The following is a 19869-nucleotide window of genomic DNA, read 5'->3' as shown; positions in this document are numbered from 1 at the left end:
TGAAGAAAGCCCTCTATTACGTGGCGGCTGGGAGGATAACGGCGCTTTGCTAACAGACCCCACGGCCGGGCTACCTTTGCCGAACCATGCTGCTCTTCACCGAACTATCCGCTGTACTGCCCGGCATTCTTCGTCAGCCCGCCGCCGATGCCACGGCCACGGTGCAGCATTTGCTGCTCGATAGCCGCCGCGTGGGCGTGCCCGCCGGTACTGTGTTTTTCGCCCTACGCGGCCCTCACCACGATGGGCACCAATACATTCCCGAGTTGTACCGCCGCGGCGTGCGCTTGTTTGTGGGGGAGGTGCTGCCGCCTGCTTTGCTGGCTGCCTGTCCCGAAGCCGGCTTTATTGAAGTCGCAAATAGCCTGAACGCCATCCAGAGCCTTGCCGCCGCTCACCGGCGCGCGTTTACAGGGCCGGTGTGGGCTGTAACGGGTTCGAACGGCAAAACCATTGTGAAGGAGTGGCTGGCTCAGCTGCTCAGCCCCGACGAGCTGATCTGCCGCTCGCCGCGTTCCTATAACTCTCAGGTGGGCGTGCCGCTGAGCGTGTGGGAGCTGCGCCCGCAGCACACATTGGGCATTTTCGAAGCAGGTATTTCGGAGCCGGGCGAAATGACCCGTCTGGCCGCCGTCATTCAGCCGACGCTGGGCTTGTTCACCAATCTCGGCCCGGCCCACGACGCCGGTTTTGCCTCGCGGGAGCAAAAAGCCACCGAAAAAATGCAGCTCTTTGCCGGGGTCGAAACCCTGGTGTACTGCCACGACCACGCCGCCGTGCACGCGGCCGCCGGCCAACTGCCCGCTTCCGTGCAGCGGCTCACCTGGTCGCGCCACGCGGCGCTTGGTGCTGCCGTGCAGGTGCAGCTGGAACCCTCCGCCGATCCTGGACAAACCCTTGCGCACGTGTGCTACGCCTCCGAGCAGCACACCTTCACCCTGCCCTTTGCCGACGAGCCATCGGTGGAAAACGTCTTGCATTGCTTAGTGGTGCTGCTCTGGCGCGGCCTTGTGCCCGCCGAAATCCAGCGCCGACTGCAGCGGCTGCACCCTGTGGCCATGCGCCTCGAAATGAAGCAGGCCATTCACGACTGCTACGTACTCGACGACACGTACAACAACGACCTCACCGGCCTCGACCTGGCCCTGGATGCGCTGCAACGCCAGCCCCGCCGCGGCCGCCGCACGCTTATCCTGTCCGATGTGCTGGAATCGGGGTTACCCGCCGCCGAGTTGTACGGCCGTGTGGCCCAGCTGGCAACGCAGCACGGTGTACAGCGGCTGCTGGCTGTGGGCGAAGCCATTGGGCAACACCAGGCGCTGCTGTCCGCGGGCGTGGCCGACGCTCAGTTTTTTCCCGACACCGAAAGCCTGTTGCGGTGGTTTCACCCCGATCAGTTCCGGCAGGAAACCATTCTGGTCAAGGGCGCCCGCCGCTTCGAGTTCGAGCGGGTGGTAGCAGCCTTCCAGCAGAAGATTCACGGCACGGTGCTGGAAGTGAACCTCGACGCGCTGGTGCACAACCTGAACTACTACCGGGCCCGCCTGCAGCCCGGCACGCGGCTTATGGTAATGGTGAAGGCCTTTGCCTACGGCAGCTCGTCGTACGAAGTAGCCAACCTGCTTGAGTTTCACCGCGTCGATTACCTGGCCGTAGCCTACACCGACGAGGGCGTGCAGCTGCGCGAGAGCGGCATCAGCCTTCCCGTTATGGTAATGAACCCCTCGCCCGATAGTTTTGGGCTGCTGCGCCAGTACCACCTGGAGCCCGAAATCTACTCGTTTGCGCGTTTGCGCGAGTACCTACAGGCCGCCGCGGCTGGCCCGCTGCCAGCGGTGCACCTGAAGCTGGATACCGGCATGCACCGCTTGGGCTTCACCGAAACCGACTTGCCCGAGCTGCTGGCCCTGCTACGGCAACATACCACGTCTCTGCGTGTGGCCAGTGTGCTTACACACCTGGCTGGTGCCGATGAAGAGCAGCACAACGCGTTTTCGCACCGGCAGCTCGCCGCGTTCCAGCGTATGGCCGCTGAGGTGGAAGCCGGGCTGGGGTACGCCGTCATCAAGCACGCGCTGAATTCGCCTGGCATCATGCGTTTTCCTGAGGCGCACTACGATATGGTACGCCTCGGTATTGGGCTTTACGGTGTGGAAGCTGCCGGCCTGGACCCCGCCGGCCTGCGGCCGGTGAGTAACCTACGCACCACGGTGTCACAGATCAAACAGCTGCCAGCGGGCGAAACTGTGGGCTACGGTCGCCGTGGCGAAGCCGCCGACTACCCGCGCCGCATTGCTACGTTGGCCATTGGCTACGCCGACGGTTACGACCGGCGGTTTTCACGCGGGGTGGGAGAAGTGCTGATCCGGGGAAGGCGTGCGCCACTCGTTGGCAACGTGTGCATGGACATGTGCATGGTGGACGTAACGCAAATTCCCGAAGCGCAGGAGGGCGACGCGGCCGTGGTATTCGGTGAGGGCCTGGGCCTTACCGAACTGGCCAGTCGCATCGGTACTATTCCCTACGAGCTGCTGACAAGCGTGAGCGAACGAGTTAAACGGGTGTTCATTTCCGAGTAATACCGTAACTACTATTTGATAGTCTATAGCCCTGTTATCCAGGCAGTGTTTCGTTGATGAAGAATATTCATTGCGGGAATTCTTCAATTCATATATGATATGTTTATTTCGCTATTATATTTGACATAATTTAGCAGTCAGGTCCGTTGGTCTACCAACTTCACGCCCTGAAATTTGAGTTTGTCAGCTTCCATGAAACAAACGTTTTTACTCCGCTTTTTTTCTGTTTGCTTTGGATTGCTGCTGGCCAGCACCGGTGCGTGGGCTGAGAATATTGCGTTAGACGGGCAATGGAAAGGACCGCTCAAGGTGCCGGGTGGCCAATGGGAAGTTATATTCCGGGTGGTAACGCTTACGGGAGGTAAATACCACGCCACCATGGATGTGCCGCTGCAACGCGTTAACCGGATGTCGGTAGCCGTAGAAATGCAGGGCGACTCGGTGGTGTTCAGTGCCGAGGAAGCAGGCAGCCGCTACACAGGCATAATTTCACCCGATGGCAAGCAAGTGAAAGGCGTTTGGCGCCAGCCCGGCTACAAAGCCCCGCTTACGTTGCAATTGGTAGCCGCAGGGGCCAGGAGCGAAACCAAAGTACGCCTGACACCCCCTTACCGCGAAAACGAAGTAACATTCTCAGCCGCTGCCGAGCCCATGAGCGGCATGTTAACCGTACCGCCGGGCGCTGGCCCGTTTCCAACCGTGGTACTGGTAGCCGACGCGGGCAGTATCGACCGCGACGCTACGGTGGGCGAGTACCGTCCGTTGGGCGCCCTAGCCGATTACCTGACCCGCCGCGGCGTGGCCGTGCTGCGCGTTGATGCCAAACCCGGCGCGCCTCTACCCACCTTGCCGCAACGCGTGGTGGAAGTTCAGGCTGCGCTAAACTACCTGCGTACCCGCCCCGAGGTGGATTTTGCCCGTTTGGGCCTTATCGGGCACGGCGAGGGCGGAAATGTGGCCTTGTTGGTAGCCGCCCAGCCGTTGCCGCCAAGCTTCGTAGTTACAATGGCCGCCGCCGGCCAGCCGGGCAGCAGTTTGGTGGTAGAACGGCAGGCCGCCATCCTCCGCTCGTTGGGCACTAATGCCGCGCAGATCGAAGCAGCCGTTAAGCGACAGGAAGCATTGGTAGAGGTTATCCGGCAGGCTCCGGATGCTGCCCAGGCGCAAGCCATGGTGGCCAACATGCTGCGGCAGAACAACGCTTCCATGGACGCGGCCACAGCCCTGGCCAGCGCGGCCCAACTCACCTCGTCGCACTACCGGCACTTTCTGGCTTTTGATCCAGTAGAGAAGCTTAACCAAGTAACGTGCCCGGTGCTGCTACTCAACGGGGCTGCCGACCTGCACGTCGCGCCTGAGAATTTGCTGGCCCTGACCAAGGGGTTGAAAGCCAATAAGCATGTGACCAGCAAGAAGCTACCCGGCGTAAACCACCTCTTTCAGGCTGATCCAGCCGAATGGCCGCTGATTAACGGCCAGCCACGCGAAATCTTCTCACCGCAGGCTCAGGAAATTATACGGGCCTGGGTGCTTCAGCAAGGCAAGCCTTGATCTGCAAGGCATAAAAGTGCAGCAGCTTAAAGTCTGCACCAAACTGCGTGGTTCAGTCAACAGCAAAAGAAAACGGCCCGAGCGTATGCCCGGGCCGTTTTCAATATAATGTGCTTCGCTAGCGCGGCTTACTTGTAGATATCTACTTCGGCCTTGATCATGGCGTTGTAGCGCAAGCCCGAGCCGTTCGACATGGTAATCAGGCTCCATCCTTTGCCCAGAGAGTACGTCCAGGTGCGGCTTTCCTTGAACTCGAAGGTGGGGCGCATAATCTGGCCGTACGGGGTGTAGTTGTCCATGAAGTTGGTGGTGTAGAACTTGTCGCCCGACACAATCCACTCCATAGCCACGAAGAATCCTTCGTCCGGAGCCATGATGTTGTACGGCGTCATGTCGATGGTGAACCACGAGCCGCCACCAGGAGCCGACACCACTACGTTTTCGGTCAGCAAGTCGCTGTTCGGGGCGTTGTAGTCGCCGTCGGCCTTGTAAATGCGTACCCGGAACGGCTCTTTCGGGAAGCCGTGCTCCCCAATGTAGAACGATACCGAGCGGATGGCACCCAGCTTCTTGCCCTTTTCGTTTTTCACGAAGAAGGCGTACTGGCTGCCGGGCATGCCCTGAATCATGCCTTCGCCGGGCGTATTGGAACTGGCACCGAGGTCTTTGGCTTTTACTTTGCCAGCAGTTACCTCTACTTCTTTCAGCACAATGCTGCGCTTGGTTACCTCAATGATGAGGTCCTCCAGCTTGTCGCCTTTTTTAACAGACACAGCCTTGCGGAAGTATCCCAGGGCCTGGATAACCAGCGAGTCTTGGGCCGACTTTTCGGGCTGCGCTAACTGGAAGAAACCGTACTCGTTGGTGAGGGCGCCGCTTTCTTCGATTTTCAGGCCGATAGAAGCAAACGGAATGGGCTCTTTGGTCTTAGAGTCCACAACCCGGCCCGTGATGCGGTTGTCCTGCGCCGATACCAACTGGGGGAGCAGCCATCCGAGCGCAATAAAAAAGAGTAGGCGTTTGAGCATAAGCGGTGGATTATATGTCAAAAATACAAGCAGTTTAATCGGTTACCATGCATCGGCTTCGAATATTTATAAGAATCCAATTTGTGTTTAACTAAATGATACTTTGCCCCAATAGTACTTGGTGAGCTTTGGCGGAAACCTTTGGGCGGTGTATCTTTGTTTATAGTTCGTCTAAATAACTCCGCCCGTGGCTTTCCCGACCATTGCTTCTGTGACTGCCCAACGCAGCGTGAAGGATCTGCGCCTTGGCGAGACCGGCACGATTTGCTGCTTAAAAGACCCCGAAATGGCCCTCAAACTGCTGGAAATGGGCTGTATTCCGGGCACGCAGGTAACGCTTAATGGTCGTGCTCCACTGGGCTGCCCCATCACTTTGCACGTTGATGGGGAGTACACGCTTTCGCTCCGCGTGAGCGAAGCGGCGACGATCATGCTTAAAGAATAACAACCGAATGGGGCGTGGGGCAGTAATTGAGGCCGAACGGCCGGCGGTACAACCGGCTTTGGCCGAACCAACCCGGCTTACCCGCATTGCGCTGATCGGTAACCCGAACTCGGGCAAATCGTCGCTGTTTAATCAGCTCACGGGGCTAAACCAAAAGGTAGGCAACTTCCCCGGCGTTACCGTGGACCGCAAAACCGGCACCGCGCAACTCACGCCGCAGCACCGGGCCGCTATTATTGACCTGCCCGGCACGTATTCGCTCTACCCCAAGAGCCTCGACGAGAAGGTCATCACCGACTTGCTCTACGACCGGGGCTCGAGTGAATATCCCGACTTCGTAGTAGTAACGGCCGACGCTTCCAACCTGAAGCGCAACCTGCTGCTTTATACCCAGCTGGCCGATTTGCAGCTGCCCATGGTGCTGGCCCTGAACATGATGGACACGGCCGAACAGCACGGCGTTCAGATAGATGTGGCCGAATTGCAAGCCCAGTTGGGGGTGCCGGTTATTCCCATGAACGCCCGCAAAGGCGTGGGGGTAACGGCGCTCAAAATTGTAATGGCGCAGGAGCTGGGCGCGCCTACGCAGCAGTTTTATGTGCCCTCGGAGGAACTGCTGCCCATGATCCGGCAGATTCGCTACTACTTTAACCTGCACAACGACTACCTGGCGCTGCACTACGCCCACCAGTACCAGCGACTGAAGTTCCTCTCGGCCGACGACCGCGCTTATATTCACGACCTGTGCCAGCAATACGGCTTTAATTCCGTGGCCCTGCAGGCCCAAGAAACCATCGACCGGTACGCCCGCATTTCGGAGCTGCTGCTGGACGTGGTGCGCGTTACGCGGGCCGAGAAAAACGAATCGAGCAGCAACCGGTTGGACCGGGTGCTCACGCACCGGGTGTGGGGCTACCTCATTTTCCTGAGCATCCTGTTTCTACTGTTTCAGGCCATTTTTGCCTGGGCGCAGTACCCCATGGACCTCATCGACCAGGGCATTGCCTGGCTGGGCGGGCAGCTGAAGCAGCGCGCGGAGGGGCCGCTGGTTGACTTGGTGGCCGATGGTATTCTGGCTGGCTTGGGTGGTGTGCTGATGTTCATTCCCCAGATTGCGCTGCTCTTCGCCTTCATTGCCGTGCTCGAAGAATCGGGCTACATGGCGCGGGTGACGTTCATGATGGACCGCATCATGCGCAAGTTTGGGCTGAACGGTAAGAGCGTAGTGCCGCTGATTTCGGGAATGGCCTGCGCCGTGCCGGCCATCATGAGCACGCGTACCATCGAGAATTGGAAGGACCGCATCATCACCATTTTCGTGGTACCGCTCATGTCGTGCTCGGCCCGCATTCCGGTGTACACCGTGCTGGTGGCGCTTGTGGTGCCCGATGAGCGGGTGCTGGGTATTTTTAACCTGCAGGGCATGGCCTTGATGGGCTTGTACCTGCTGGGCTTTGTGTCGGCAGTGCTATCGGCGTGGGTGCTGAAAACGGTGCTGCGGGCCAAGGAGCGTAGCTTCTTCATCATGGAATTCCCAGTGTACCGCTGGCCGCGCTGGAAAAACGTGGGCCTCACCATTGTGGAAAAGGTGAAGGCGTTTGTGTTTCAGGCGGGCAAGGTCATCGTGGCCATATCGATACTGCTGTGGGTGCTGGCGTCGTACGGCCCCGGCAACGCGCTGGAGCAGGCCGAAACCCAGGCCCGTGCCGAGGCCACCCAACGCAGCTTCACGCCCGAGCAAACCGACAACCTCATTGCCTCGCACAAGCTGGAAAGCTCCTACGCCGGCGTGTTCGGGCGCAGCATCGAGCCGGTTATCCGCCCCCTGGGCTTCGACTGGAAAATCGGCATTGCGCTCATTACCTCGTTTGCTGCGCGCGAAGTATTCGTGGGCACCATCTCCACTATTTACAGCGTGGGCCAGGATGCTGACATGAGCACGGTGCGCGAAAAGCTGCTGGCCGAGAAAGACGCTACCGGGCAGCCGTTCTTCAACCCCGCCCGGTCTTTCTCCATGCTGGTGTTCTACGTGTTTGCCATGCAGTGCGTGAGCACCCTGGCCACTACTTACCGCGAAACCAAAGGCTGGACCTGGCCGATGCTGCAGCTGGTGTACATGACCGGCCTGGCCTACGTAGCCTCGTTCGTGGTTTACCAACTGATGAAGTAGGCAGCACCGCAAGAGCCGGTGGTTATCCTGGGACGCAGTCGAAGGGCCTTGTCATCGTGGAGCGAGTCGTTGTTACGATGGTCGTTCACGCGTGATAAGGCCCTTCGACTGCGTTAGGATGACAGGCGTATGCAACAACAGCGGTTGTTACATGCCAATCAGAAACACCGCCGGCTGCTTGTGCAGCTCCGGTAGCTTGCCTCTCCAGCCCGCCACGGTATCGGTACGCAAGTACTCGTTGGGGGCGGTGAGGTTGGCGGCAATGCAAAGGCGGGTAGTGGGCTGCAGATTGGCCAGTAAATCCTCCAGCAGTTGCCCGTTGCGGTACGGCGTTTCAATAAATAACTGAGTTTGGCGCTGCTGCACGGCTGTGCGCTCCAACTGCTTGATGGCGGCAGCGCGCTTGGCCCGCTCGATGGGAAGGTAGCCGTGAAAGGCAAAGCTCTGGCCGTTCATGCCCGAACCCATAAGGGCCAGCAGCAAACTGGACGGACCCACTAGCGGCACCACTTTTAAACCCAAGCGGTGTGCTTCCTGCGCCAAGGCCGCGCCGGGGTCGGCAATGCCGGGGCAACCGGCTTCGCTGATTACGCCCACGTCGAGGCCGTCTTTCAGCACGGGCTGCAGAGCAGCACGCACTTGGGCGTCGGTGGAGTCTTTGTCGATAACGGCTATGCGCAGTTCCTCGATTATCTGAGCCGGCGCCACTTGCTTAATGAAACGGCGGGCGGTACGGGCATTTTCAACCAGGAAATAAGACAGCGACGCCACGCGCTCCGCTATCTGAGGCGGCAGTACCTGGGTAGCGGTGTCATCGGCCAGGACGGTGGGAATGAGGTAAAGCGTCTTCACCCGGTTACTGATTTGTAAACGCCGTCACCATCTCGAATACTTGATCGGGCGCCTCGGCGTGAATCCAATGGCCGGCATCCACAATGGTTTCCACTTGCGAGTTGGGGAACAGGGCCGGAATGCTGTGCAGCTTGTCTTCGGTGCTGATATAATTCGAGCGGCCGCCCCGAATAAACAGCGCCGGCTTCAGGAACGGGTGTGCATGGCTGATTTCGGCTCCGATGTCATTCATCTCCGCCGTGAGAACCGCCAGGTTGGGGCGCCAAGCGAAAGAGTTGTCTTCGCGGCGGTACAGGTTCTTGAGCAGAAACTGCCGCACGCCGGGCTGCCGAATGTGCTGGGCCAAGGCATCGTCGGCTTCTTGCCGGCTTTGCACCGTGTTCAGGTCCACGGCGTTCAGGCCGGCTAAAATTTCATCCTGATGCGCCATGTCGGAAAAGCGCGGGGCAATGTCGAGCACCACCAGCCGGGCAAGACGCTCGGGGTAGTCGAGGGCGAAGCGCATGGCCACTTTGCCGCCCATGGAATGTCCAAGCAGCGTAACGTCGTTGCCAAGCTGCAACTGGTCAAACAGACCCAGCACGTCAGCGCTCATCAACTCGTACGTGTGCTCGTTTGCGTGGGGAGAGCGGCCGTGGTTGCGCAAATCCACCACAATCACGCGGAAGTGCTCGGACCAGCGGCGAGCCAGGGTTTGCCAGTTGTCGAGGGTGCCGAACAGGCCGTGCAGTATTACCAGCGGGCGACCTTGGCCCAATTCGCGGAAATGCAAGGGAAGCATCATGCGGGCAAAGGTCGGAAGGAATGGGTAAACGCCACGAGGCCGCTGCTTGCGGCCCGTGCCGACCTGCCAGATAACCGGTCTATGCCACGGCTCGTGGCAGCCGCACGCGTACCTGCGTGCCGTGTCCCGGCGTGCTTCGAATGTCGAGGGTGCCGCCCTGGCGCTGCGTAAAGGCCCGGCACAGCGGTACGCCCAAGCCGGTGCCGCTTCGGGCCCCGCCGGTCGCCGTGCGCGCCAACGGAGCGTCTGTATTCAGGAGCTGGCTTAGTTTTTCAGGTGGAATGCCTGGTCCCGTATCGGTAACGGCCAGCGTAACGGATTGGCCGTCGGGCGAGGCTTCGGCGGTAAGTTGAATAGCGCCGCCTACGGGCGTGAACTTAAGCGCGTTGGCCAGGAGGTTGCGCAGAATGGTGCGCGTCATGTTGGCATCGGCCAGCACCGTGAGGTGTTCGGGGTCGGTGAGGGTAACGGTAATCTGGCGGGCCTCGGCACTGGGGCGGTGCAGTTCCATGGTGCTTTCGAGCAAGGGTGCCACTGGCAGCGGCTCGGGCTGGCAAATCAGCTCGCCGGTTTGGCTAACGGCCCAGTTCAGGAGGTTATCCAGCAGGTTGTTCAGGTTGTGAGCCGAGTTGCGCACCTGCTGCGGCAGGCGTTTCAGCCCCTTCTCGTCGCCGGTGCGCAGGTAAAAGTCGATCAGCTCGGTTACACCCACGAAGGACGTGACAGGGCCTCGCAAGTCGTGGGCCACAATGGAGTAGAGGCGGTCTTTGCTGGCGGCCAGTTGCCGGGTTTGTTCGGTAGCCTGGGCCAAGGCGGCATTGTTAGCTGCCAATGCCTGCTCGCTACGGCGCAGCTTCACGTAAAATATGCCTATGCCCAGCAGGCCCACCAGCAAAGCGCCCACGGCGGCCCACAGTTCGCGGTTATGTGCGCGTTGCAATTCGCCTTGTTGGGTAAGCAGCTGAATCTGGTTTTCCTTTTCGTGGGTTTCGTAACGGGTTTGCAGCGCCGTGAGGGTATTGAGACGCGTTTTGCTGTTCAACGAATCGTTCAGGGCCATGTAGCGCTGCTGCCAGTCATAGGCCTGCTCGTACTGGCGACGGCTCACGCTGATGTTGGCCATCAGGTTGTACGCATCCAGAATACGCTCTTGGTAGCCGATGCGGCGGGCCTCCTGCAGGGCGCGCCGGGTTAACTCCTCGGCTTCGGTGAGGTTATCGGTGAGCAGCAGCACCGTGGCCAGCATTTCCATCTGGCTGGTTTCGTAGCGCGGCGACTGAAGCGGGGCGCTAATGGACAGGGCTTTGCGAAGCAGGCCTTCGGCTACGTCGTACCGCTCCTGCTGTAGGTAATGGGTGCCGAGGTTGGCAACGTACATGGATTCGCCCGCCCGGTCGCCGGAGCGGCGCGCCAGCATCATGGCTTCGCGGGTGTAGCTGAGGCCCTGGCCATGCTTGCCCATGTAAGAAAACAAAGTGCCCAGGTTGCCCAGCAGCATCAGCCGCGACCGAACGCTCACGGCGGGGTCGCGCACTTTCTGCAGTGCCCGGCGGTAGCTGCGCCAGGCCATGGCCGTGTCGCCGCGCTCGTGGTGAATGCCGCCCATGCCGGCGTAAGCCCGCACAATGCCATCGGTGTTGCGCAGGCGGCGTGCTACAGCCAGGGCTTCCTGCTGCAGACGCAATGCCTGCGGACCATCGGAAAGATTGCCGTAGCAGCTGCCTAGGTGGAGCAAGGCGCGCATCAGGGCTGGCTCGTTTTTCGTGCTTCGAGCCAGTGCCACGGCTTCTTCCCCGAAGCGCAAGGCCTGTAGCGGAGCCTGGTCGTGCAGGGAATAACAGAGGCTGTTCAACAAACGCACCCGGGCCGTGTCGGTGGTTGATGCGGCTAGTTGCCGGCGGAGGCGTACAACGCCAAGCGTGTCCTGCGCCCAGGACACCTGAGCCAGCAAAAGCAACGCACACCAAAGCGAGAGTAAGCGCATTATGGCCAGGGAATTAACCCAACATTACAGCCGGGCTTCCTACAAAGATACAACGTAGCGCTTGCCTGCCATAATGCAAATTCAGACCCAGCAAAACCAGCGCTGCCGCTGAACCAGATTAGTATTGCGCAAAAAATCGGTCAACGGATCTAAATCGGTGAGCAAGGAAGTAAGGGTAATAATGCGGCCGTCGTGCAGGTGCAGGCGCAGGTAGTCATAGGGGCTCCAGAACAGGCGCGGCGAGCGGCAGGTAACGCGCTCCACCTGCACTACGTCGCGGCGGGCAAAAGCCAGGGGTACACCGGCTTCGGCCACATCCAAACGGTTCTGCTTGGGGTCGAAGAGCAGGGTCGTGTTTTTGTTGCACCCATAAAAGCGGGCGTGCAGCACGAAAGCCGGCAGGGCGAAGCCCAGCATACTGATTCCCAGACATACCAGCAGCCCGGTTTCCAGCGGGGAACGGGTTCCCGAGAAGAACGTGGCTACAAAGGGCAGGGCCACGGCCAGGCAGGCTAGCGGCCAAGCCAGCAGATACACCCCGCGCCAATAGTTTACTTCGAATACCACCCGCTTACGGCCGAACAAACGCAGAACCCAGCGCAACCCATAGGCCGTAAGGCCCAGGGCGGCGGCTATTTCCAGCATCGGCCAAAGCAAGCGCCGCATCTAACGCACCTGAACGTAAGGCTCACTGCCGCGGTGGGCCCGCAAAATGCCAAACGGCTCGGCCGGCACTCCGGCTGCGCGCAACAGCGCTTCTACCTCGTCCCGGCCATCCGGGGCCACGCACACCAGCAAGCCACCCGACGTTTGTGGGTCGCAGAGCCAGTGAAGCTGCTCGTCGCTGATGGGGGCAATCTTGTGGCCGTAAGAGTCCCAGTTGCGGTGCGTACCGCCCGGAATGGCCTTTTGGGCCCGGTAACTTTCGGCAGCAGCAATACGCGGTACGCGTGCGAATTCGATTTCAGCGGTTAGATTACTGCCTTCGCACACTTCCGCCAGGTGCCCCAGCAGGCCGAATCCGGTGACGTCGGTCATGGCTTTTACCTGCGGCAAGCGACCAAGCGGCTCCCCCAATTTGTTGAGCTGCATCATTTGCTGCGGAGCCAGTTGGGCGTCTTCGGCACGCAGCAGCCCTTTTTTCTGGGCCGTGGTGAGCATGCCCACGCCCAAAGGCTTGGTGAGGTACAGCAGGCAGCCGTCGGTGGCAGTGTCGTTGCGCTTTAGGTTGGGAATGTCGACCAGGCCGGTAACGGCAAGGCCGAAAATGGGCTCGGGTGAATCGATGCTGTGGCCGCCGGCCAGCGCAATACCGGCCTCGGCGCACACGCTGCGGCTGCCTTCGATTACGCGGCGCGCCACCTCGGGCGGCAACTTGTCGATGGGCCAACCGAGTACGGCAATGGCCAGTACCGGGCGCCCGCCCATGGCGTACACATCGGAAATGGCGTTGGCTGAGGCAATGCGCCCAAAGTCGTACGCATCGTCGACGATGGGCATGAAGAAGTCGGTGGTGCTGATCAGCGCCTGACCGGTGCCGAGGTCATACACGGCCGCGTCGTCGCGGGAGGCGTTGCCTACCAGCAGCCGTTCATCGGGAACCTGTGGAATGCTGGTGTGCAGGATTTGGTCGAGCACTTTCGGCGCAATTTTGCAACCGCAGCCCGCGCCGTGGCTGTATTGAGTGAGCCGAATTTGTTCGGTGGTATCGGGAAGCATGAAGTCGGGTTAGAGTAGAAACGGCTTACGGGGCAAACCGCCCACCGGGTAAATGCTCCCGGCCGGTACAGTAAAGGTACAGGAGGTCCCGGGCTTAAACCACTCGGGCCGGCTGCCTCCCCACGGAAGCAGCCGGCCCGGCATGGTTCGCAAAGCCTCAACTAGGCAAAAGCCCAGTTGGCGGCGATGTAACGCTTTAGTTCTTCACCACTTTTACCACTTGGTAAGAGCGGCCTTGCTCCACGCGGAGGAAGTATACACCGGGGGCAATGCTGGCCGCGCCGGGAACTTCCAGTTCGGAGTAGCCTGCAGCCATGCTGGCGGTATGCTGCAACAGCACGCGCCCAACGGCATCGGTGAGAACGAAGGTGACGGGGGCCGCTACCGGAGCCGTAACCGCTACGCCCAACTTGGTATCGAAGGGGTTCGGTGCTACCGAAGCAGCCAGTACGGTAGTCGTTTCGGGCAGGGTTACCGAGCGCACGGGCGAGGTAGTAGCTGTGCCGTCGGTGTCTACCTGACGCAAGCGGTAGTAGAGGGTGGTGGCTACGGGCAGGCTGGCGTCGGTCCAGGCGTAATCGTGGCGGGAACTGCTGGTGCCCTGGCCGGCTACCTGGCCCACGGGGGCAAAGCGGAGGCCGTCGAGGCTACGCTCAATAGCGAAGTACGCGTTGTTCTTCTCCTGGGCCGTGGTCCAGCTAAGCTGTACCGATGCGCCGCGCCGCTCGGCGGTAAACGCAGTCAGCTCAATGGGCAACGGCAGCAGACCGTCGCCAAGAGTCCACACCGAGAAGGCGCTTACGCCGGTCTTGGTTACACTGAAACCAGCGGCGTCGCGGCTGCTAGCGCCTTGCGGCTGCCAGGGGCCGGCGGTGCCGGTGGTCGAGCGGAACAGCATCAGGTTGTTCTGGCCGATGCCGTTTAGCTCGTTGGCCAGGTAGCGGAACGTCAGGTTCACGTTCAAGCCCGTGTTGGTGGCCGGGCGAACATCGAAGTAACGCTTGATGCTGCGGCTGTTGCCCACGCCCGTCAGCTCAGCGCCGGTGGTGCGGATAACCAGCGTTTGGCCCGGAGCCAGGGAACCGGTAACGGGGGCCAGCGTCAGACCCATATTACCGAACGACTCGGTGGTACCGGGCGCAAGGGTACGGGTGGTTTGTACCTTGCCGAACACGTAGCTGGCATCGGTTTCAACCAACGAGGCGGTAGAGCCCAGAACAACAGTGTACGTTCCGGTTTTCAGCAGGCCTGCCGTAGTGGTAAGCGTGCCGCTAACGTTGAGGTTGGTAGCCAGGTCGAGGCTGCCGCCAGCTAGGGTTAGCACAAGGTTGTTAACACCGCCCACGCCCAGCAGCTGGGGGTTGGTGCCCGTCATCTGCAGCGTGCCGGCCGCCGTGTAGGCGTTCGTGTTCAGATCAATAAAGCTGCCCGACACTTGTAGCGTGGCCGTGGGGCTGATGACGAGGCCGCCGCCGTTTTCAATGGTGAGGGTGCGAACCTGCGCCGTGGTTCCGGCCGGAAGGCTGGGGTAGCGCATGCGGCCGGCTGGAATCCGGGCATCGGAGGTAGCGTTGGGCACGCCGCAGCCCGTCCAGTTATTGGGCTCTGACCAGCTGGTTGAGACGTTGCCGGTCCAGGTGGGGCCGGTGGTAACGTTTACCGTCACAATGCCTACGCCGGTGCAACCGCTGCTGTTGGTAACGGTAACCTGGTAGGTAGAGGTGGTGGTGGGGCTAACCGTCAGGCTGGCCGAGTTGGTGGTGGCGGGCAAGCCGTTGCCGCTCACCAGCGCCCAGGCGTAGGTGTTGGGCGCCGGCACCGAGCCGGTAATCCGCACGTTGTCAACGGCCCAGATGTTTCCGCGGCCGGACTCGTAGCGCCAGCGCACCCGCAGGTTGCTTTGGCCGGCGTAAGTATCGAGGTTAATGGTTACGGTACCGCTTTGGTCGGCGCCGCTGGTTTTGTAGTCTACCAAAGGAGCAGCTACCCAAGTAGCACCACCGTTGGTCGAAATTTCCACGGCTGCTACCACGTCAACGGCCGAGTAGAGGTAGCGGTGCTGGAAGCTCAGCTCCAACGAGGTGTAGCTGGCGGCACTAAATACCGGGGAAGTCAACTGAGTACGGGTGGCCGTGCCGTTGCCGCCCAAGGCAGAAGCGGCCCCGTAGTACGGGCTGCCATCAACCGAGAACGGGTTGCCGCCCAACGTAATGGCGCTGGCGGTGTATGGTTGCCACTGGGTATCGGCAGCCGCGTTTGGTCCGCCGCCGCTGGTCGTATTGGTTGCAGTCCAGCCAGTAGCTGTGCCGTTGAAGTTTTCGTTTACCAATGACGTGCTGATCGAGCCGCTGGTGGGTGCAAACGCCGTGAGCGTAACCGGGTTTCCGGCACACACGCTGGGCGCTACCGGCACAATGGTAGGAGTGCCGGGGGTGGCACCCACCGTTACATTGGTGCTGGCTTGGGCGCTGATGCTGCCGCTGGTAACCGTTACGGTGTAAGTGCCGCTGGCCGCCGTAGTAGCGTTTGCAATGCTGGGGTTCTGCTGGGTGCTGCTAAAGCCGTTCGGGCCGGTCCAGCTGTAGGAGGTACCGCCCGAAGCCGTCAGGTTCAGGGTACCGCCCGCACACAATGGACTGTTCGAGCCGGCCGTAGCTACCACCGTTACCGTGAACACGCCGCCCGTAGCTGTTGCGCTGCCTTTGGTAACCGTTAGCGCGCCCGTGGTGGCACCCGTGGGTACCAGTACGCGGAAGCTGGTATTGGTAACGTTGGTGGGCGTGCCGACTACCCCGTTGAAGGTAACACCAAGCGTGCCGGTGCCGGTAGTAAACTCGGCGCCGTTAACCGTTACAGTGGTGCCTACCGGGCCGCTGGTGGGCGTAAAGCTGGTTACGCTTAGGCCGGTGGGGGCTGGCGTAATGGAGAAATTGGCGTCGGAAAGGTCGAAGAAGTAGTTGTCAGCGGCTTCCACCATCAGGCGGGCCTGGCTGGTAACCGTGTTGGGAATTACTACCGTAGCCGTGCCATCGTTGGCCTCGTTGGCGGCCAGCAAGGTGGGGTAGGTTAGGCCGCCGTCGGTAGAGAGGCGGATGTTCACCACGGCGCAGCTCACGGGAGCCACGTTGGTGTTGGCCACGTTCCAGGTAACGGTTTGAGTGGAGTTGCCGGCCCAGCTAACGGCCGTGTTCGGGGCCGTAATTACGAAGGGGCCCGCCGTGCTCGTCACGTTCAGGCTCACGAAGCTGCTGTAATCAACGCCGCCAATTACGCCGAGCGTACCGCCGCTGTTGTGCTGGTCGCGGGCGGTGCAGCGGAATTTCAGAGTGCGCGTTACCGTGGGCAGCCGCTCGCCGAGTACGGTGGTGCCGGCCAGAATATCGCTCAGGCGCGGGAAGTAGCGAGTAGGGCTGGTGGTAGGGTTAAATACCCGGAACAGCGGCACCGTCTCATTGGCCACCTGCGTGGCGGTGGGAGTTGCCGTGGCACCCAGGTCCATTTGCTCCCAGCTGTAGGTTACCGCGTCTCCTTCGGCGTCGGTAGCGGCAGCCGTAAGCTTAAAGGGCGTGTTGGCCGGTATCGTTTTACCGCTGGCCGGCACCGTTACTACGGGTGCCGTGTTGCCGGTAGCCGAACTGCTGCCGCAGGCCGTGGAGGCAATAAATGCCCGCATTTCCTCGAAACTGCCGGAGTGGAAGTACGGATCGGAGTTGGGCTGCAGGTTGGTAGCCCCGCAAATACCGGCGTACGCCTGAATGGTTGTGCCCGAGCCGGGTTCAAACGCCGTGCTGGCGTTGCGTTGGCTGCCGCAGCTGTTAAAGGTGTGGTTACCACCAAACTGGTGCCCTACCTCGTGCGCCACATAGTCAATATCGAAAGGGTCGCCGGTGGGGTTCGCGGAACCCGTTACACCGCCGGCTTTGACGTTGCTGCACACACTGCGCAGGTAGGCCACGCCACCACCGCCCGTGCTGAACACGTGACCGATGTCGTAGTTAGCCGTGCCAATGATGGCATCCACATTATCCTGGTTTTCACCCAGCATTCGGCTGCCGTCGGTGTTGGAGTAAGGGTCCGTGTTACCGTTCGTGTAAATCAGCTGATCGGTGTTGGCTACCAGAACCATACGTACTGCCAGCTCCTTCTCATACACCCCCACCACGCGGTTAACGCTGGTCACGATGGAAGAAAGTGCCGAGGCCACAGTGCCACCGCGGGCTGCCGTGTACTCACCCGTAGCGGCCATGGCCAAGCGGTAAGTTTTCAGCACGGAGCCGCTGGCGGCGGTGGAGCGCTGCGCGCTAATGGTGCGCTGCCCGGTGCGCTGTGCCGCATTGGCCAAGCTGGGCAGCGTTTGGGCTGCCTGCTCCGGCGTCGGGGTAAACCCGCACGTCATGTCCGAGAGCGAGCTGCGGCGCAGGTCTTTCTTGAAATAGCTGATGTAGTGCTGCGTATCGGTCAGGCTAACCGGATCGATGAAGATGGAACCCGAAACCGGCGACAGTACTTGGGCGTGAAAGCCCTGGGCGGTAAAGTCGCAGCGGAGGGTAGCCAGGGGGTCGTCGAGGCCCACACCGGTGTACGTACGAATGCTGGGGTAACGGGCCGCCAGCGCGGGTTCCATAACCGGAGCCTCCACAATGCGGAAGCGGCCGGTGCGGCCATCGGGCAAGGGCAAGGTCAGCACGGCACCGGTCTGGGTACCACGGGCGCTTAGGTTCTCGCGCGGAGTGGCGGCCAGGGCAGCCCGCATGGCGGCTACATCGAGCGTTAGGGCGCGGGAATGCGCGAGCCGGTTGGCGAAGGGGCCGGACTGAACCGCGGTGCGGGCAGCGGCTTCGTCGCGCCAGGGATTAGCCGCAGGGCGTTGCTGTGCCGAGGCCTGAACGGCCCCTAACGACAAACAAAAAAGCGCGGCCCGTAACGGAGAATAAAAGTGGGGCACTGGCAGTGAACTAAAGTGTGGAAAACAACGGGCGTTCCAAAGCTTCGCTCAAGCACCTATGTTGCGATGGGGCCTGGGGCTAGGGCTTCGGGAAATAATGCAAGGCGACCTGCGGCTGCCTCAGCTTCCTGACCTCTGCTTGTAACAGGTACTTTAAAAACCTAAATCGATTTCTAAGGCACGTCGTTAGGCAAAGGCCGTATTTGCGGAAGCTGATACAACTACTGGCAAATGTAGGAAGATAAAACGATAGTGTTAAGTGAATAAACCCTTTTTGGTTAGGGCTTTGTGTTCGGTATGGTGCTAGCCAACAGCCATATGAAGCCGTAAAAGCGTGCCCAGAAGTGCCTCAAAGCGGGGATTCAAGCGGGTTTAGGCCGGAGCGGAACAATAGTGAATTGCTGCAAAATAACTTTCTATTGTTCTACGCTAGAATAGTAAAATACCAACAGTCGCGTTTTGAGTCCGGCCGGCGTTACCCCGTGGTTTGGTTTCCTGATAAAGCGTGCGTACCGGGTACGGGCTGATGATCTGCTAGTGACTCACCAAGTCCTGTGTGGTATTCGGACTCCTTTTAAACTACAAAGCCGGGACTCGGCTGATAAACGGGCAGAAGGTACGACCCGGTGCTGTGCCGGCCGCTTATACAGGTACATGCCGTGCACCTTTGTTGGTTAAACCGGCAACGGGGGATTAGCGCCCGTAAGCCGCTGCTCCCGCACAGCCCGCAGTACCAGCTCGGCGTTAATTTCCGGGTCGCAGGTATCTGAAACTACATTCAGTGTGCTTGTGCTCCGGCGGTTGCGGAGCCCGTGGCTATAGGTTTGGTCGTAATAGTCGAGGGCAATGTCCACCATCTTCTCCATGTCACCGGCGTCGATGGCGGCCAAGGCCTCCTTGGTGGCTAAGCCTCCTAAGCGTTTCTGGATACGTCCGATGGCTTCGCGCAGCAGTTGTGGGTCTTGGCTGCCGTATTCACCGGCCAGCTTGCGGGTACGCGCCGGACGCGGCACCTGCAGTACGATTAGCGGGGCCAAGCTCATTTGCTCGAACAAAGCTCCCGGCAGCGGTACGGACCCAATCATCCGGCTTTCGTCTTCTACCCACGCTGTAACACCCGCGGGCAGCTGGCTCAACTGCCAGGCCAGCTCGTTTTCGAACTGCTCGGGCGTGGGCTGCGGCGGCAAGCCAATGGCGCCGAACGAGGAGCCCTTGTGGTGGGCCAGCCCTTCGAGGTCGATGACCGATTCTCCGCGCCGGGCCAGTGCGTGCAGCACATCGGTTTTGCCCGAGCCGGTGAGGCCGCCCAGCACCAGCAGCGGCTGGGGCCGCGCAAACTCGGCCAGGGCCCAGCGGCGGTAATCCTTGTAGCCTTTGTCGAGCAAATGCACCCGAAAGCCCGCCAGCTCCAGCAACCATTGCATGGCGCCCGAGCGCATGCCGCCGCGCCAGCAGTGCAGTCGCACCTCCTTAGTGGGCGCCAGCTTCTGGGCTTCCTTCACCATCTGGCTCATCTTCGGCCCGAAAAAATCGAGGCCCAGCAGCACGGCCTTGTCTTGGCTGACTTGCTTGTAGGTGGTGCCGATGCGGGCCCGTTCGTCGTCGGAAAAGATGGGGAAGCTTACCGCACCCGGAATATGACCCTGCGCGAATTCCAGCGGCGCCCGCGCATCGAAAATGGGGGCGTCGGGTGGGCCCGATAGGAACTCGTGGAGGGGAAGACGGGGCATGAGGCGGAATGAAGGATGAGAAACGAGGAAGGGTGAATGGTAGAGGCGGGCAGGCGTGAAGCACGCAATTCCACTTTCGTTA

At 60.6% G+C, this 19869-nt stretch carries 12 protein-coding genes; 4 read left to right on the top strand and 8 right to left on the bottom strand.

Annotation, left to right across the window (positions count from 1 at the left end):
* Window positions 1-86: 86 nt before the first annotated feature.
* Window positions 87-2579, top strand: a complete 2493-nt coding sequence (locus ABD903_RS07240) for a bifunctional UDP-N-acetylmuramoyl-tripeptide:D-alanyl-D-alanine ligase/alanine racemase (protein WP_345222663.1) — start codon at window positions 87-89, stop codon at window positions 2577-2579.
* Window positions 2580-2771: 192 nt separating this feature from the next.
* The gene (locus ABD903_RS07235; protein ID WP_345222661.1) at window positions 2772-4130 is read left to right on the top strand and encodes an alpha/beta hydrolase family protein; all 1359 of its coding nucleotides are present in this window, start codon (window positions 2772-2774) and stop codon (window positions 4128-4130) included.
* Between the two features lie 128 nt (window positions 4131-4258).
* On the opposite strand, the gene ABD903_RS07230 is transcribed toward ABD903_RS07235, so the two are convergent.
* The gene (locus ABD903_RS07230; RefSeq protein ID WP_345222659.1) at window positions 4259-5158 is read right to left on the bottom strand and encodes a carboxypeptidase-like regulatory domain-containing protein; all 900 of its coding nucleotides are present in this window, start codon (window positions 5156-5158) and stop codon (window positions 4259-4261) included.
* Between the two features lie 211 nt (window positions 5159-5369).
* Between ABD903_RS07230 and ABD903_RS07225 the strand changes: the two genes are divergently transcribed.
* Window positions 5370-5603 carry a FeoA family protein gene (locus tag ABD903_RS07225; protein WP_345222657.1) on the top strand — a complete coding sequence of 78 codons (234 nt, stop codon included), beginning with the start codon at window positions 5370-5372 and terminating at the stop codon, window positions 5601-5603.
* A 7-nt stretch (window positions 5604-5610) separates the two neighbouring features.
* On the top strand, window positions 5611-7773 hold the full coding sequence (gene feoB, locus ABD903_RS07220) for a ferrous iron transport protein B (RefSeq protein WP_345222656.1): 2163 nt from the start codon (window positions 5611-5613) through the stop codon (window positions 7771-7773).
* Window positions 7774-7920: 147 nt separating this feature from the next.
* On the opposite strand, the gene ABD903_RS07215 is transcribed toward feoB, so the two are convergent.
* The 7 genes from ABD903_RS07215 to mnmH form a co-directional block, all read right to left on the bottom strand.
* Window positions 7921-8625, bottom strand: a complete 705-nt coding sequence (locus ABD903_RS07215; RefSeq protein WP_345222654.1) for an SAM-dependent methyltransferase — start codon at window positions 8623-8625, stop codon at window positions 7921-7923.
* Between the two features lie 4 nt (window positions 8626-8629).
* Window positions 8630-9409 (bottom strand): alpha/beta fold hydrolase, encoded by a 780-nt coding sequence (locus tag ABD903_RS07210; RefSeq protein ID WP_345222652.1) that lies wholly within the window; start codon window positions 9407-9409, stop codon window positions 8630-8632.
* Window positions 9410-9488: 79 nt separating this feature from the next.
* Window positions 9489-11393: an ATP-binding protein gene (locus ABD903_RS07205; RefSeq protein ID WP_345222650.1), complete on the bottom strand. Its 1905-nt coding sequence runs from the start codon at window positions 11391-11393 to the stop codon at window positions 9489-9491.
* An 81-nt stretch (window positions 11394-11474) separates the two neighbouring features.
* The gene (locus ABD903_RS07200) at window positions 11475-12038 is read right to left on the bottom strand and encodes a PH domain-containing protein (protein WP_345222648.1); all 564 of its coding nucleotides are present in this window, start codon (window positions 12036-12038) and stop codon (window positions 11475-11477) included.
* 21 nt (window positions 12039-12059) lie between these two features.
* Window positions 12060-13112 carry a selenide, water dikinase SelD gene (gene selD, locus ABD903_RS07195; protein ID WP_345222647.1) on the bottom strand — a complete coding sequence of 351 codons (1053 nt, stop codon included), beginning with the start codon at window positions 13110-13112 and terminating at the stop codon, window positions 12060-12062.
* 196 nt (window positions 13113-13308) lie between these two features.
* Window positions 13309-18057, bottom strand: a complete 4749-nt coding sequence (locus tag ABD903_RS07190; RefSeq protein WP_345222645.1) for a reprolysin-like metallopeptidase — start codon at window positions 18055-18057, stop codon at window positions 13309-13311.
* 674 nt (window positions 18058-18731) lie between these two features.
* Window positions 18732-19787: a tRNA 2-selenouridine(34) synthase MnmH gene (gene mnmH / locus ABD903_RS07185; protein ID WP_345222643.1), complete on the bottom strand. Its 1056-nt coding sequence runs from the start codon at window positions 19785-19787 to the stop codon at window positions 18732-18734.
* Between the last annotated feature and the right edge of the window lie 82 nt (window positions 19788-19869).

This window comes from Hymenobacter koreensis (assembly GCF_039541855.1).
Lineage (GTDB): Bacteria > Bacteroidota > Bacteroidia > Cytophagales > Hymenobacteraceae > Solirubrum > Solirubrum koreensis.
Note: the sequence above shows the minus strand (reverse complement) of the source record. Positions and strands in the feature narration are given on the sequence as shown.